Raw genomic sequence first — 15689 nt, 5'->3', positions numbered from 1 at the left:
GCTTCAGCGCTCCCCGGTCGAGCCGCTCGCGGGAGCCGGCAGCTTGATCAGGCTGTCCGTGTCCTGGTTGTACGGCGCGCCCTGCCAGGTGGCCCAGTTCGCCCGGGCACCTTGCGCTGGAACGACGAAGCTCCACGGACCGGAGTAGATGTTCGAGGAGAACTTGTTGTTCTGCTGCAGTGCGACGGCCTCCTCGATCGCGGTGCCCTTGTACGGCGACCACGCGGGGGAGGTCCCGAAGTTCGCGAACAGACCGTTGTAGCCGCAGCCGGTCTGCGAGCTGCAGGTCGCCGGAAGCCGGCTCGGGTCGAGGCTGAAGAGATTGTTGTGCACGTGGACGTTCTGCGTCTTCCACCGGCAGTCGTCGAAGTAGGGCTGCTTCTTGATGTTGCGCTGGGTGCAGGTCTTGGCGGTGACCAGCTGAGGATTGACCAGGGTGTCGGCCTGGCTGCCCTCCGCCGGTGATCCCGAGAACCGGTCGGAGTTCTCCCACAGCACGACGCCCGACCAGTTGTCCTTGAAGACGTTGTCGCTGATCTCGAAGGTCTTGCCGGAGCCGGCTCGGACCCGCCGGTCGCTGCCCGACTCCGAGATGTAGACGGCGCCGGTCGGGAAGTTGCCGTTGGCCGGACCCTCGACGTGGCCGTTGCCGACGAACGTGTTGCTCCGGATGACCGCGTTGTAGCTGATCTCGTAGATCAGGCCCTCGGCGTCGTTGCCTTCGATGTAGTTGCCCTCGAAGAGGAATCCCGCGTTGTTCGTGTCGGCCCACAGGCCGGCGCCCTTGTTGTCGTGTACCCAGTTGTTCCGCACGACCGCTCCGGTGACCTCCCAGAACTTCCCGCCGGCCGTGCACCCGCACCCCGGCCTGAGGTGCTCCCAGTCGTCGGTGTTGTTGCCGGTGATCTCGTTGCTGTCGAGCGTGATGTTCGAAACGCCCGCGATGGCGCTGTAGGTGCCGAAGCCGCTCTGCCCGTTGTGCGCCAGGCAGTTGTGGCGCAACAGGTTGCGGGTGCCGACCATGACCGCGTTCCCGGCGTTGTCCCGGATCGTGTTCCCGAGCAGCGTCCAGCTCGCCGTGGTCTCGTGGTTCACCACGCCCTCGTCGTTGTTGGAACCGTGGCGCCCGAAGTTCTGGATGGTGAGGTTCCGGATGACGACGCCGCCCGCCGGCCCGCTGAACGCGTACAGGTTCAGGTGCTGCCCGTCGATGATCGCTCCCGGCGCGCCGACGTACGTGTTGCCGGCCTTCGGCGTCACCTGGTCGTACTGGCCGGTGCCCAGGGTGTGCACTCCCGGGACGAGCCAGAACGTCGTACCGGCGGGCCTGTCCTCGGTCAGCGCAATCAGGTTCTGCGTTCGCTGCACGACGACGGCGCCACTGGGTGGCCGCGCGGGACCGGCCAGGATGGTCGGGTTGTCGCAGATCCGGGCCGGCGGAGATGCCGGTGCGGGCGCGGCCGCCGACGGCCCCGGCGCCGCGGCGGGTGGTGCTCCGGAGACGGAGACGCCGACCGAGGCCTGGGTCACCGCGGCGCGGTTCCTGGCGACGAACCCGGCGGTGACCAGGCCGGCGACCAGCAACAGAGCCCCGGAGCCGGCCAGCAGGCGGCGGGTGTTCATCGGCGTCGCACAGCGGGGTGCTCCACTGCGTACCGGTAGATCTCGAGCAGGTGCCCGATGTTCTGGGTGGGATGGAACCGGTTCTCGTACGTCGCCCTTGCCTGCAGCCCGTACTTCTCGTACCGCTCCGGAGACCGGTCGACGTCCTGGAGTGCGGTCAGCAGTTCGGCGGCGTCACCGGGCCGGAACAGCGAGCCGTCCATGCCGTCGGTGATCAGTTCGGGGAACGAGCCGTGAGCGGCCGCGATCGAGGGGACCCCGGCGGCCATCGCCTCCACGAGCACCAGCCCGAACGTCTCCTGGACCTGTGAGGGCAGCAGGACGGCGCGCGAGCGGGCGATGAGCTCGAAACACTCCTGTTTGCTCAGCATTCCGGTCACCTCGACCGACGAATGCTGCTCCGCCCAGCGTGAGACCTCTGCTTCCAGCGCTCCGCCGCCGGCGATGACCAGCCGCAGCCCCTGATCGCCCGCCGTCGAGCGGTACTCGTCCCAGGTGCGCATCAGGAACGGCAGGCCCTTGGCCTCGTCGAGGCGGCCGACGTAGGCCACCTGGTGCTCGCGTGATGCAGGTCCAGACACAGGTCCGTCGTACGGCACGAGGTTCGGTTTGACGAAGACGCGCTCCGGATCGAAGTCCATTGCGGCCAGCAACGGGATCTGGGAAGCAGTCGGCAGGACGTACGCCGAGACCAGCGAGCGCCACGCGTTCCGGTGCACGCGCCCGGCGACGACAACGGGTGCGGTCGCCAGTACCGAGCCGCGGTAACAGCGGTGCCGGATGGCGGCCGTGGAACTGCCGTCGGCGCACTCCAGGCAGATCTTGCCGTCCCGGAAGAAGTCGCCGGTCGCACAGACCAGCCGGTAGTTGTGCAGGGTCGCGACCACCGGTACGCCGGCGTCACGGCACGCGTACAGCACGGAGGAACTGAGCAAAGGAAAAGTGTTGTGAACATGTACCACGTCAGGCTCGAACCGTCGCAGTACCGCGCTCAGGTCCCGGTGCGAGCTGCGGCTCCAGACCACGGTCGCCGGCAGGGCGGCCTTCTGCAGCGGCGACCAGCTCTCGATGTCGTCGCTGCGCCGTTCGAAGTGTTCCACCTCGTGTCCGAGGGACCGGAGGGCGTGACTCTCCTGGTCGACGACCCGGTTCTCCCCGCTGGGAGCCGCCGAGCGATAGCGGTTGTGCAGAACGAGGATTCTCATCGCGGGCCTCTGTTGAGGGTCGGCAGGAGCAGAGATGCGGCGAGGGCGAGTTCGAGCAGGGCGAGCGACGCGTCGCCGAGACCGGTCTCGGTGAAGCTGGAGACGATGGCGTAGCCGACCAGGTACAGCGCGAGCGCCCGGTGGACGCCGTGCGGGCGGAACGAGGCGGTGATCAGCAGGAACAGGAGCATCGCGATGTTGATCGCCACACCGACCAGCCCGAGCTCGTAGTAGGTGGAGATCCAGTTGCTGTCGATCGCCAGGCCGTTGAACGATTTGTTGGTCAGTCCAATGCCGAACAACAGCTCGAACCACCCCCGCGGCTGGGACAGGACCTGGTCCCAGACCACGGTGCGCCCGGTCAGGTTCGACAGTTGCGAGGTGTCCTGACCGCGGGCGATCCAGGTGGTCAGCACCGAGGACAGGCTGAGTGCGCCGATCGAGACGATGACCGTTCCGGTGGCGAACGCCCGGCGGACGCGGGCCCGGGTGCGGAAGAGGCTGAGCCCGGCGATCAGGAGGCCGGCCGCCATCGACACCAGCGCCGTGCGGGTGTGGCTGAGCAACAGGATCGGCAGGGCGACCGTCGCGGTGATCAAGGCCGTCCTCCGCTGGATCGTGCCGGACATCCAGAGGATCGCGGTCAGCCCGATCGCGGTCGCGGCGTACCGGCCGACCTGCGTCGGGGGGATCGGCCAGATGGCGCCGCCCAGGCGGCCTTCGGTCCCCATCGCGACGCCCGGTGCGACGACGTACCCGACCAGAACGGAGCCCAGGACGATCCCGACGATGGTCAGATGTGCCTTGACGAGGAGCAGATCGCGCCGGCCCCACCAGGGGGTCAGCAGCAACAGGGTCAGCAGGAACGCGATCAGGCGGCAGACCCGGTAGAGGCTGCCGAAGATGAACTCGCTCCGCAGGCTGTCCATCACGGCGACCCCGGCCATGACGGTCACCAGCAGGATGAAGGTGCTCCGGCGGATCGATCCCCGGCGGTTGATGCTCATGGCAAGGATCAGGGCCACGCCGAGGGATCCCTGGGTGATCAGCTTGCCGATGATCCCCGGGATGGGCAGCAGGTGCCCCGCGCCGGGATAGAACGGGATGACGTTGAGGACCAGCAGCCCCCAGCAGGTGTAGATCCGGCGCCGGACCGTCCGCGGCCCTGGCACCGACCGGACGGCCGGCGCGGTGCCGAGGAGCGGCGGAGCGGTCATGGGGCGACCACTCCGAAACCGGACCCGGCCGCAGCCTGCCCGGCCGCTCCGACCTGAGTGCGCTCCTCGTTCTGCCCGTTCTGCCCGTTCTGCCCGGTCTGCTTGGCGTGTTCGGTCGACTTGGTCTGCTCGGCGTGCTCGGTCTCCGTCTCCCACTGCCCGAGGCTGTCGTCGGTGCGGTCGGCGCGCAGCAGTACGGCGGTTTCGACGTGGAGGCCGGCGAGCCGGATCATCTCGCCGGTGGCGTGCAGGGTCGTCGCGTTGGACCGGCCCGCGGTCGCCACGAGCGCCGCCCGGGAGGCCCAGGCCCTGAGGTAGTCGGCGCCCAGCGCGGGGGAGAGGGTCGCGTGGACCAGTACGACGTCGGCGGCTGCCCAGACCGCGCGCAGAGCCTTCTCCTCGTCGGTGTCCCCGTCCGCTTCCTCGTGCAGGCGAAGACCTTCGAGGGCGCCGGTGCCCGACGCCGGGCGATGGACGTTGACCGGTAGGTCGGCGTCCGTTACCGGTGCCTCGAACGTGCCCGGCTTCTTGATGCCGAATCTGGCCGCGAGGTCACCGGTGTCGGTCAGATCCGCCACCAGAACCCGCTGTCCGTGTTCGGCGAAGGACCGCGCGAGCAGGGCGACCAGGCGTGCACAGTCCTTCGTCGTGTCGATGCTCACGACGGCGAGGGCCGGTGCTAGCCCGTCCTCGCCCGTGACGGTCCAGCCCAGGTGCCGCACGACTGGTCCGAGGTCGGGCTCCGGTGCGCGGAGCCGGCGGATGGTCGGCCGGCGGCGGAGCCGCGGGCGTCCGATGCTCAACCGGATCGGTACGCCGAGTGCCTGGGCAACGTCCTGCCGCCGCCAGAGCCGGTCCGAGATCATCGCCCGGACGACGATGAACCCGATCCCGAGGAACAGACCCACCATGAGTCCGGAGCCGGTCGCGACGATTTGCGTGTGCCGCCGCGACACCCGGACCGGCGAGGCTTGGTCGAGGACGCGGCTGCTGGTCATCCGTGCGGCAGACACCTGCTGGTCGAGGAGTTGCTGCTCGATGTAGCGCTGATTCTCCCGCGCCTGGCCGAGCCTGGCCGTCAGTGTGGTGGTGGGTGCGGACGCGTCGCTGGGGTCGCCGCCCGCTGCCCGGACCGCCGCCTCGGCACGCTTCACCGCGGTGGCAGCCGCCGCGAGATCGGCTTGCAGAGGCGCCGCCTGCTCGGCGATCTGCTGGTTGCGGAACACCAGGTAGGCGCTGGCGATGGTGTCGGCGAGAGCAGTCGCCTCGGCGCTCGTCGGTGCCTTGGCGTCGATCTCGAGGACACGGCCGGTCAGAGCCGTCGCGGAGTACCGCTTCAGCAGCTGGTCGGGCGTGTCGGCGAGGCCGAGCTTCTGGATGGCTACCTGCGCCACGGCCCGGGTGGTCACCAGGCTGGCGTCGGTTGCCATCGCAGTCTCGAGGTTGTCGCCCTCGCGGTGGGTCAGGAGCAGCTTGGCCGACGATTGGCTCGCGGGCGGCATGACGAAGGGGACCGCCGTACCGAGGGCCAGGCCGAGGATCGCGACGGCGATCCACAGCCGGGCGTGCCGGCGGACGGCGTCCTTGAGGAAGCGGAGGGTGACGAGCCCGTCCGGTGGATAGCTGTCGGTGCGTTCGTCGATGCCGTACAGCTCGTCGTCGTCCGACCAGACGGTCTCGGGGCCTGGCTGCTCGGCCTTCCATTGTTCGCTCATCGGGCTCTCCTCCGGGCCGCGCCGCTGAGCAGGGTCGGGAGGCTGGCGCCGGACCGCCGCATGGAGCGCGGCACCCGCCCGATGGTGCGGTCGGACGGATCGGGATCCGTCACGATGATGCCGTCGATGGTGCGGTCGGCGTCGTCGGCGGCGACCGCGAGCCGGGCGAGTTCCTCGGCGGTCACAGCGCCCGCGGCCACCGCGACCACAGTCGTGGAGGTGCCGAGCACGCCGTTCAGTTGCGGTTCGTCGCGGTCCACGACGACGACCAGGATGTCCAGCTGGACCCGGTTGCCGGATCCCACGACCGTCCCCGGCACGACGGCGGGCGCTTCGTGGTAGTTGCCGACGACCAGCGAGGTGGCGATCCCGATCGACTTGGCGTACGCGGCCAGCTGCGGCCCGAAGGGGAGCGCGGCCTCGTCCTCGGTGAACGAGATCACCGTCAGCGAGGTCGAAGTGTTCTCCTTCGGGTCCAGGCCGAGGTGGTGCAGCGTCTTGCGAAGACTCCACGCGTCGACGGCCGGCGGCGTGTACCGGTCGAGCAGGTTGCTCCAGTCGGAGACGCCTTTCGCCCGGTACGACGAGACCGACGCCAGGACCGGGAGGCCGATCGCGTCCGCGATCTCGTCCCGCAGCCGGAGCCGCCGGTCGCTGCGGGCGATGACCAGAGCCGCGACCGCACCGAGAAGTGCGCCGCCGACCAGACCGAGGAGTCCGTAGAGAGCGAGGTGCGGGGCCAGCCCTCCGCCGCTGGCCGTCGTCGCCCGCTCCAGGACCCTTGCACCGGTCTTCTTGCCCAGATCACCGGGCAGCTTCTGTTCCGTCGTGACGAACACCAGGTAGACGTCGGCGACCGCGTTCGCCAGACTGGTCGCCTGCCGCCGGCTGACGCCCCGGCTCTTGATCTGGATCACGTCGGCGGTCGCGGACTGCACCTTGATGCGCTTCTTGACCTCTTCGACGCCGAGGACCGGACTGACGTTCTGGCCGGCGCTCTTGAGGACAGGTTCGCTGCTCGCGATGAAGACCTGGGTGTCGATGTTCTGCTCGCTCGATGCCGCCTGGCCCTCCACCTTCGGTGGTGCCGGCAGCAGCACCAGCGACGAGGCCGAGTACTGCGGGGGGATCAGCAGACCTGCGCCGATCCCGCCGAGCAGTCCGACGGCCGCCACGGCGCCGACGAGCCGCCGATGCCGCAGGATCGCCCGAAACGCCTTCTTGACGTCGAGTTCTTGCGTGCTCACGGGTACCTCCTCAGCCGCAGGCGCTCTCCGTACAAAGGAGCGGCGAGCGTCCGCCGTGATACACGGGTTCAGGTAGACAGCCGGAATCTGGTCACCATCGGGGTCGGCGCCTCCGATCGGCCGCTGCCGAGCAGGGTCGCCGAGGGCACCTTGTGGCCGAAACGCCCGGAGTACCAGCCGAGGATCGGGTCGGTCTCACCGCGGTGCAGTGTCCAGGACAGTCCTGGTGGCAGTTCGACGACCGCTGAGCCGGTGGACCATTCCAGGCGTCCGGTGGTGCCGTCCAGATCCACCGACACCTCAGGACCCAGATGCCAGGCGATCCGTACGTCGGTTGCGGCGTCGAGGTGGTCCTCCACGCACAGCACGCCGTGGTCCAGTACGGCGGTCCGTCGATGTGTCACGGGAGCGTAGCCGTCGTGTTCGGCATCCCAGCTGTTCTCGTCGTGCCGGCGTACTGTGCCTGTCGCGCCGCGCAGCCAGAGGAACGGACCGCCCCAGGTGGACTGCTCGGTACCCGCTACCTCGAGGGTGTTGTGGGCGATCGTGGAGCGGAAGTAGTCCCGCCACTCCTCCTCACCGTGATAGCAGTACGTCCCCGGGTCGGCGAGGATGTCGACGCCGTCGACGCGCACCTCGAGCGAGAGCGCGTCGGAGTGGGCGTGGGCGGCGATGGAGAGGAAACCGTGCGGACCGGCGTCCGCACGGCACCAGATCTCCCGACCCGTGTCCCGACTCCTCAGGATGGTCAGACCGGCGTCCCGGAAGTGGTCCGGTCGTTCGGCAGGCCGGTCTGGCTGCTGGGCGTTGACCAGCGAGCCGACGATGACCGAGGTCGCTGTTGGAGGGCTGTCCGGCCACCAGGGCGCGGCGCCGACCACGGCAGCGCCGAGGGAGAGGTACGCCGACCAGTTGCTGATGTCTGGTGGGTCGAGGACCAGCGCCATGCCTTCGTCGTCGTCACCTTGGCGTGGTGGCCGCAGGGTCGTGTCGACGATCGCTGCGGCCACATCGACGGTGCGGGTCAGCAGGGCCCAGGTCTGCGGGCTGAGCGGATGGCCCGCGAAGTCGGCCTCCAAGGCGGCGTACAGACCGAGCTCGGAGACGAAGCGGTGGTAGTCGGTGGCCAGCTCGCGGTTGACGCCGGACGGGAATGTGTTGGCGTCGAGTTCCTTCTCCAGCAGGGCTGCGGCATCAGCACGCCAGCGGGCGCTCTTGGTGAACCAGGGGAACGCGCAGGCGCCGACTAGCTGGCCGGCCGCTTCTGCGATCACGTGGTTGTTGGCCGAGGAGCCGTGGCTGCGGAACGCGGCGAGATAGCGCTGGTGCCAGTAGATCTGCTGGAGCGCCAACTCGTTGTGCTCGAACAGGTCGGTGATCTCGGGCCAGTCGTTCAGCAGCCGGCGGATCCAGGTCCAGCTGATCAGGCGCAGGCCGAGCTCGATGCCGCTCGCCCAGTGCACGCCGGACAGGAACGGGTTCGACCGCCACCAGTCGTTGAGGTGGTCGGCGACGCGTTCGGCGTACCGGTCGTCGTGGGTCAGGTACCAGGCCGCAGCCAGCTGGGTGAGGTGGTGGTGACGGGACAGCTCCCACACCTGCTTGATGTTGCCGACCGCTGCTTCGTTGCGGTGGTTCAGCTTGAAGACGTACTGCGCCGGGTCGGACCGGCGGCCCGTGACCGGGTCGCGGAACCAGTCCGGTGCGCGGAGGTCGGTGCGCTCGACGCCGAGGACCTCGAGGCTCCCGGCCAGGACGGCGTCGGCGGTCTCGATCACCGCCTTCCGGGCGTCGTCCGGTACGGCGCTCGCGGTTCTCGGCGGCAGCGTCGTACCGAAGGTCAGGTCCTTGCGGAGCGGGAGGTGGATCGCCGCGTCCTGCCCGGGCCTGACGTGCTGGTAGGCCCAGGCAGTACGGCGTCCGGCATCGCGGGTTCGCCAGATGATTTCGGTGGGGGACATCCGGCGGAGGCGGCGGACGTACCAGCCCAGAGGCTGGCGGCTCACACGTGCTCCGGTTTGCCACTTGCGAGACTGCGGTCGACGGCGATCGTCGCGCGGGTGGTGGCGACCAGCGCGCCGAACGGGATCGGCATCGGGCCACCGGACTGCACGGCGGCGACGAAGCGTTCGAGTTCGGTGCGCTGGCCCTTGTCGGTACTGCGGGACTTGCGGGTGGACGGTTTGCGTCCGGTCCACAGCGAGGCGCTCTGGAAGTTGTCGAACCGGGCGTTGCGGCCGGCGCCGGTGATGTCGATCGTTTCCTTCGGGAAGCGCGCGTTGCCGCCGCCGACGTAGCTGATCGTGCCGACGGAACCATTCGCGAACCGGAGCGTGACGACGACGTCGCCGGTGTCCGGCCCGGGTACGGCGTACACCTCGGTCGGAAGACTGTTCAGCCACCAGGTCAGCGTGTCGATGAAGTGGCCGCCTTCACCGGCGAACCGGGTGCCTTCCTTGCCGGCGTCGAGGTACCAGCTGGTGGAGTCGAGCTTGCCGGCGTTCACCAGGTAGCGCAGCGAGAAGCTGCCGCCCGGGTTGCCGAAGCGGTCCTTGAGATCGGTCAGCAACGGCGCGAACCGGCGGTTGAACCCGACCATCAGCCGATCGTTGCCGGTGGCCTGCACCGTGGCGACGATCCGGTCCAGCTCCTCGTCGGTCAGCGCCAGCGGCTTCTCGACGAAGACGGCCTTCCCGCTCTCCAGCGCCCGGCAGGCAAGCTCCGCGTGCGAGCTGTGCCGGGTCACCACGAACACGGCATCCAGACTGGCGTCTTCCAGGACCTCGTCCGCGGTCGTGGAAACCGCCTCGAATCCGAACCGCCGCTGGGCATTGGCCGCCGACAACGACTTGTTGGTGGCCACCCGCGCCAGCACGGCCCGCTCGTCCTTCTGCAGATGCGGCAGCAACATGCTCGACGCGTAGTTCCCGGCCCCGATGAACCCCATCCGCACGCCACCACTCGTGGGTGCGGCAGGACGTGCCGCGGTTGTCGTCGCCGTCGGTGCAGCTGCCTGAGGTACGTCGGGGTACTCGAACAGGAAGCCGACGCCTGGATAGGCGCCGCTGCTGAGCTTCTGGTAGACCTCCGTGGCGTCCGCGATCGGGAAGGTGCTGGCGATCAGCGAACCGATGTCGATCTGTTCGCGGGCGATCAGGTCGACGAAGCACTCGAGGTTGCGGCGTTCGGTCCAGCGGACGTAGCCGGCCGGGTAGTCGATGCCCTGGAGCTCGTAGCGGTCGTCGTACCGGCCAGGACCGTAGGAACGGGAGAACCGGACGTCCAGCTCCTTGTCGTAGTACGCGTTCCAGGGCAGGTCGAGTCTCGTCTTGCCGATGTCGACGACACGGGCGCGGTCGCGGGCCAGGCGAGCGGCCGTCTCGACCGGACCGTTCGAGTGACCGCCGGCGGCCAGCACGATGCGGTCGGCGCCGAGACCGTTCGACACCTCCAGCAGCGCTCGCTCGAGCGTCGCGACCCCTGCCTCGTCGGGCGACGAGCAGTGCAGCGCCCCCGCCTTCTCGGCCATCCGGCACCGGTCTTCGACCGTGTCGATCCCGAACACCCGGACCCCAGCGGCAACAAGCAGCCGCACAACCAGCTGCCCGACAAGCCCGAGCCCGATCACCACAGCTGTGTCCCCGAGCTGGACCTCTGCCTGCCGCACGCCCTGCATCGCGATCGCACCGACGGTGGAGAACGCCGCCTGCTCCGGCGGCACGCCGTCGGGCACCGGCACGCACAGGTTCAACGGCACCCAGTTGTACTCCGCATGCAGCGCGAACTCGTTCCCCGCCGCGGCGACCAGCTGTCCGACACTGAACTCCTCGGCGCCGGCGCCGACCTCGACCACCACACCACACAGCGAGTACCCGAGCGGCGTGTACGAGTCGAGCTTGTTCATCACCTTCTTGTAGGTGTTGAGCGCGCCCTGCTGGGCAACGGAGTCCAGCACCTTGCGCACCTGGTCCGGCCGGGCCTTCGCCTTGCCGACCAGGGACAGCTTCGCCTCGCCGACCTTCATCAGCTCGGTCCCGGTGGAGATCAGTGAATAGAGCGAACGAACCAGCACGCCACCCGGCGCACAGGCCGGCGGCGGTACGTCGAGAACCGCCAGCTCGCCGGACTTGTAGTTCTGCGCAACCTGTTTCATGCCAGTCCTTCAGAAAGAGAAGAGTCTTCAGAGTGAGGTGATGGTGACGCCCATTGACCGCATGTGCCGCGTCCAGGTCTCCAGGGTCAGCAACTGCCAGATCTGCTTGGAGTAGTCCTCGCGCCCGGCCCGCTCGTCGTCGACCAGCTTCTGTACGGCGGCTTGCCGCAGGAACCCGCTCCCGACCAGCTCCCCGCGCAGCAGTACGTCGTCCACCAGTTCGCGCAGGTCGTTCCGCACCCACGCCCGCAGCGGCGCACTGAACGACGCCTTCGGCCGGTAGATGATCTCCTTCGGCAGCCAGGCCTCGGCCGCCTTCTTCAACGCCAGCTTGCTGACCCGGCGGTGGATCTTCTCGCTGCCCGGGATCGAGAACGCCGCCCGCGCGACGACCGGGTCCACGAACGGGGTCCGTACCTCGGTCGACGCCGCCATGCTGGACCGGTCCGTGTACGCGAGGTTCAGTCCCGGCAGGAACATCCGCGAGTCCGCGAGGCACATCCGGTTGACGTGATCAGTGAGAGTCGTGTCGTGGTAGATGTCGCTGTGCTCGGCGAGCAGCTTCCCGACGTACGGATCCAGGTCGGGGCTGATGAGGCCGGCGAGCTGATCGGCGTCGTACATCGTGTAGCTGCGCCGGAACGCCTCTTCCTCTGGCAGGTTCGAGAAAGTCTCGAACCGCTTTGCCCAGCGCGCGTACCGCAGTCCGCGACCGTTCGCGGTCACCGGGAGCCGCCGTACCGCCGGGCCGATCACACCGTTCCGCAGTACGCCGGGGAGCCGCTGGTACTGCGCTCCCATCACGCACGCGAGGTGCTTGCGGTACCCGCCGAACAGCTCGTCGGCGCCCATTCCGGACAGCAGCACCTTCACGCCCGCGTCGCGTGCGGTGTCGCACATCAGCAGCGTGTTGATCGCGGCCGGGTCGCCGATCGGCTCGTCCAGAATGTCGACAATCCGCGGAAGTAGCTCGACGACATCGGGTGCGATCTCGATCTCGTGCAGGTCGATCCCGAACTGGCGGGCCACCTTCCGCGCGTAGACCGCGTCGTCCGGCATGGCCTCGAGCTTCTGGTCCTCGGCGCGGAAGGTGATCGTGTACGAGTCGACACCGGGATCCATCTGCTTCGCCAGCACGGTGACGAGGCTGGAGTCGAGGCCGCCGCTCAGGAACGTCGACACCGGCACGTCGGCCACGAGGTGCGCGGCAACGGACTCCTCGATGACCTGCCGCAGGTCGGCGCGGGGACCGGCAGCGGCCTCCGTGGCGACGTCGGTCACCCGCCAGTACGTCTCGTGCCGGCTGCTGCCGTCCGGCCGGAACTCCGCCCACGAACCCGGCGGCAGCTTGTCGACGCCGTCGATCGCGCAGCGCTGTTCGGGCAGCCAGTAATACAGCATCGACGCGATCAGTGCGCCCGGTTCGGTGCGCAGCTCGGTGCCGACCGCGGCGACGAGGGCCTTCAGCTCGGACGCGAAGATCACGCCGCCCTCACGGCGGAGGAAGTACAGCGGCTTGATACCGAGTGGGTCGCGGGCGAGATACATGCTGCCGCTGTCCTCGTCCAGCATCGCGAACGCGAACATGCCGCGGAAACGTTTGAGCGCGTCCGGGCCCCAGCGACGCCAGGCCTCCAGCACCACCTCGGTGTCGCCGTTGGTCCGGAAATGCACCCCCGACTTGGAGAGCTCGGCCCGGAGTTCCTTGTAGTTGTAGAGCTCGCCGTTGTAGCAGATCGTCAGACCGCGCTTGCTGAACGGCTGGTCCGCGGCCGACGACAGGTCGATGATCGACAATCTGCGATGTGCCAGGTAGGCACGGACGTCGCCCTCGTCGAACGCGTACAGCCGATCGGCGTCCGGGCCGCGATGGGCGATGCGGTCGCTCATCGCCTCCGCGAGCGCGAAGCCGTCGCGCTGCTGGTAGCAGCCGGCGATGCCGCACACAGTCAGGACCCCGTCGCGTTGCGGATACCGGCCACGGTGCCGAGGTGGCTGACGTGTCCGGTGAGCTGGTCGTACACCTCGAGGTACGCCTTCTGCTGGTGCTTCCACGCGAGCACCTGCTCGACGCGTTCGCGGCCGAGTTTCGCCATCCGGCGCCGGCGTACCTGGTCGTCGAGCAGTGCGACGATCGCGTCGCCGTACTGCGCCACGTCGTTCGGCTCGACGTACACCGCGGCGTCCGCGGCGGAGACCTTGGTCTCGATCAGGTCGAAGGCGACGACGGGGAGCTCGAAGGCCATGTACTCCATGGTTTTGTTCATTGTCGACACGTCGTTCAGCGGATTCTTCGGATCCGGCGACAGGCCGAGGTCCGCGGTCGACATCACCGCGAGGACCGTCTCGTCCGGCACCCGGCCGGTGAACTCGACGTACTCGGTCAGCCCGAGCTCGTCCCGCAGCGCGACCACGTCGTCGAACGAGTCGCCGCCACCCATCAGCGTGAAGGCGATATCGGTGCGCTGCAGATTGTTGACAATATGATCGGCAGCGCGCACGACGATGTCGACGCCGTCCTGCGGGCCCATCACGCCGATGTAGGTCACCAGGTAGCGGTGACCGCGGCGCAGCGACTCGTCCGCTGCGCCGCGGAGCAGTTTGTCCGGGTCGGGCCCGGTGCGGACCACGGTCACGTCGTGATTCGCCTTGCCGCTGCGCGTGATCGCGATCCGGCGGTACGAGTCGTTCGTCGAGATCACGTGGTCGGCCTTGCGGTGCGTCATCCGCTCGAGGAAGCGCAATCCCTTGTACGGAAGGCTGGTCGTGCCGCCGAAGCGGGACTGGAACAGTTCCGGGCACAGGTCGTGGTGGTCGAAGACGAACTTCGTCCCGTCCAGCCGGCGCAACAGCATCGCGATCGGCCAGAAGATGTCCGGCGGGTTGCAGGCCTGCAGGACCTTGAACTTCCCGGCCTTGCGGGCCCGGAAGACCAGCCGGAGCGTGGCCAGGAACGAGTACGCGTACTCCCAGACGAAGCTGACCTTGCTGCCGCCCGGCGCGTACGCGTTGTACTTGTGCACGGTCACCCCGTCGATGACCTCGTACGACGGATCGCCGGGACCCTTCGGGCAGACGACCGTGACGTCGTACCCGGCCGCCACCAGCGCCTGGCACTCCAGCCAGACTCGGCGGTCGAACGGCACCCAGAGGTTCTGGATGATGATCAGGACGCGCGGACCGCTCACCAGCCCACTCCTTCGTATCCGTGCAGCGCCTCGACATCGGCCCCGAGCCGTCCGCTCAGGTCGATGGTTCGCGCCGGTGGTGTTCTGAGCAGCGCCTCGACAGCGGGCCGGTCGGTCGCCGCGACGATCGCCACGTCGGCGCCGGCCAGCGCCGCGTCGGGGTCGTCGGTGAGAACCCGCTGCAGGTGCGGGAGCTTGGATGTGACGTGTCGCAGGTTCGCGCCGACCAGGCGGCCCGGGTTCACGATCGCGTCGTAGATCCGCAGGTTGTAGCCCTTGCCGATCAGCCGTTCGGCGAGCTCGACGTTCGGGCTCTCGCGCAGGTCGTCGGTGGCGTGCTTGAAGCTGAGGCCGAGCAGCGCGATCTCGCGGCCCGGGCCGGCGATCACGCGGTCGACGACGTCGCGGACGCTCCGCTCGTTGGTGGCGAGCGTGCCGGCCAGCAGCGGGAGCTCGGTGTCGTTGATCCGTGCGAGGTGCAGAACGCTGCGCAGGTCCTTCGGGAGGCAGGAGCCGCCGAACGCGAACCCTGGCTTCAGGTAGTACGGCGAGATGTTCAGGCTGGTGTCCTGGACGAAGATCTTCATCACCTCGCGCGAGTCCACGTCGAAGTGCCGGAAGATCCGCCCCATCTCGTTCGCGAACGAGACCTTGGTGGCGTGGAACGCGTTGCAGGCGTACTTGAGTGCTTCCGCCGTACGGACGTCGACCACCTGGACGTCCTTGCCGAGGAACGCGAACAGGTCGGTCAGAGCGGTACCGACCTTCGGGTTGCGGGTGCCGACCACGACGAACGGCGGCTCGTAGAAGTCCGCGAGACCGGAGCCCTCGCGCAGGAACTCCGGGCACATCGCCGTACCGAACGTGAGCCCGTCCGGCGGCGGCATCTCGGCCAGCACCTGGGCGACCACCTCGTCGACGGTGCCCGGCGGGACCGTGCTGCGAATGACGATGCTGTGAAAACCCGACTCCGGCCGGAGGACGACCTGCGCCGCCTCGGCGATGTCACGCACCGCGCGCTTGATGTAGGTCAGATCCGTACTGCCCGCCTGCGTCGACGGCGTGCCGACACAGATCAGCGAGACATCGGCCCGCTCGAGCGCGAGCCGCGGATCGGTTGTCGCGTGCAACCGTCCCGACGTGGCACCCGCCGCGACCAGATCGTCCAGCCCCGGCTCGACGACCGGGCTGTGACCCTGGGCGATCGGCTCGACCTTCGCAGTGTCGACATCCACGCCCCACACCTCATGCCCAGCAGCCGCCAGACATGCCGCCGTCACCGACCCCACATACCCCAAGCCGAATACGGCAACCTTCATAACGCCCCCCACAGGCTCATGA

Annotated in this window: 10 protein-coding genes; all 10 read right to left on the bottom strand. The window is 68.6% G+C overall.

Annotated elements, in window-relative coordinates; translation table 11 throughout:
- Positions 1 to 3 precede the first annotated feature (3 nt).
- The 10 genes from EV137_RS07735 to EV137_RS07690 all read right to left on the bottom strand — a co-directional run bounded on the left by EV137_RS07735 (position 4) and on the right by EV137_RS07690 (position 15667).
- On the bottom strand, positions 4 to 1623 hold the full coding sequence (locus EV137_RS07735) for a right-handed parallel beta-helix repeat-containing protein (protein WP_134127448.1): 1620 nt from the start codon (positions 1621 to 1623) through the stop codon (positions 4 to 6).
- Positions 1620 to 2828, bottom strand: a complete 1209-nt coding sequence (locus EV137_RS07730) for a glycosyltransferase (protein WP_134127446.1) — start codon at positions 2826 to 2828, stop codon at positions 1620 to 1622. The genes EV137_RS07735 and EV137_RS07730 overlap by 4 nt, the downstream gene beginning before the upstream one ends.
- Positions 2825 to 4045, bottom strand: coding sequence for an O-antigen ligase family protein (locus EV137_RS07725; RefSeq protein WP_134127444.1), 1221 nt, complete (start codon positions 4043 to 4045; stop codon positions 2825 to 2827). The genes EV137_RS07730 and EV137_RS07725 overlap by 4 nt, the downstream gene beginning before the upstream one ends.
- Positions 4042 to 5760, bottom strand: coding sequence for a Wzz/FepE/Etk N-terminal domain-containing protein (locus EV137_RS07720; protein WP_134127442.1), 1719 nt, complete (start codon positions 5758 to 5760; stop codon positions 4042 to 4044). The genes EV137_RS07725 and EV137_RS07720 overlap by 4 nt, the downstream gene beginning before the upstream one ends.
- Positions 5757 to 7007: a Wzz/FepE/Etk N-terminal domain-containing protein gene (locus tag EV137_RS07715; protein ID WP_133999215.1), complete on the bottom strand. Its 1251-nt coding sequence runs from the start codon at positions 7005 to 7007 to the stop codon at positions 5757 to 5759. Before EV137_RS07715 ends, EV137_RS07720 begins: the two co-directional genes overlap by 4 nt.
- Positions 7008 to 7075: 68 nt before the next feature.
- On the bottom strand, positions 7076 to 9013 hold the full coding sequence (locus EV137_RS07710) for a heparinase II/III family protein (RefSeq protein WP_202870836.1): 1938 nt from the start codon (positions 9011 to 9013) through the stop codon (positions 7076 to 7078).
- Positions 9010 to 11160, bottom strand: coding sequence for a bi-domain-containing oxidoreductase (locus EV137_RS07705; protein ID WP_134127440.1), 2151 nt, complete (start codon positions 11158 to 11160; stop codon positions 9010 to 9012). The genes EV137_RS07710 and EV137_RS07705 overlap by 4 nt, the downstream gene beginning before the upstream one ends.
- Positions 11161 to 11187: 27 nt before the next feature.
- Positions 11188 to 13107, bottom strand: a complete 1920-nt coding sequence (asnB, locus tag EV137_RS07700) for an asparagine synthase (glutamine-hydrolyzing) (RefSeq protein ID WP_133999209.1) — start codon at positions 13105 to 13107, stop codon at positions 11188 to 11190.
- Positions 13108 to 13109: 2 nt separating this feature from the next.
- Positions 13110 to 14348 carry a glycosyltransferase family 4 protein gene (locus EV137_RS07695; RefSeq protein ID WP_202870835.1) on the bottom strand — a complete coding sequence of 413 codons (1239 nt, stop codon included), beginning with the start codon at positions 14346 to 14348 and terminating at the stop codon, positions 13110 to 13112.
- Positions 14345 to 15667 carry a UDP-glucose dehydrogenase family protein gene (locus EV137_RS07690; RefSeq protein ID WP_133999206.1) on the bottom strand — a complete coding sequence of 441 codons (1323 nt, stop codon included), beginning with the start codon at positions 15665 to 15667 and terminating at the stop codon, positions 14345 to 14347. The genes EV137_RS07695 and EV137_RS07690 overlap by 4 nt, the downstream gene beginning before the upstream one ends.
- Positions 15668 to 15689 lie beyond the last annotated feature (22 nt).

Source organism: Kribbella pratensis (assembly GCF_004366075.1).
GTDB classification, from domain to species: domain Bacteria; phylum Actinomycetota; class Actinomycetes; order Propionibacteriales; family Kribbellaceae; genus Kribbella; species Kribbella pratensis.
This window is presented reverse-complemented; position numbering and strand designations above follow the sequence as displayed.

Bases quoted from the DNA above. Each gene is read 5' to 3' on its own strand.
- EV137_RS07690 (WP_133999206.1), bottom strand. From the start codon at position 15,667: ATGAAGGTTGCCGTATTCGGCTTGGGGTATGTGGGGTCGGTGACGGCG.
- EV137_RS07730 (WP_134127446.1), bottom strand. From the start codon at position 2,828: ATGAGAATCCTCGTTCTGCACAACCGCTATCGCTCGGCGGCTCCCAGC.
- EV137_RS07725 (WP_134127444.1), bottom strand. From the start codon at position 4,045: ATGACCGCTCCGCCGCTCCTCGGCACCGCGCCGGCCGTCCGGTCGGTG.
- EV137_RS07705 (WP_134127440.1), bottom strand. From the start codon at position 11,160: ATGAAACAGGTTGCGCAGAACTACAAGTCCGGCGAGCTGGCGGTTCTC.
- EV137_RS07720 (WP_134127442.1), bottom strand. From the start codon at position 5,760: ATGAGCGAACAATGGAAGGCCGAGCAGCCAGGCCCCGAGACCGTCTGG.
- EV137_RS07735 (WP_134127448.1), bottom strand. From the start codon at position 1,623: ATGAACACCCGCCGCCTGCTGGCCGGCTCCGGGGCTCTGTTGCTGGTC.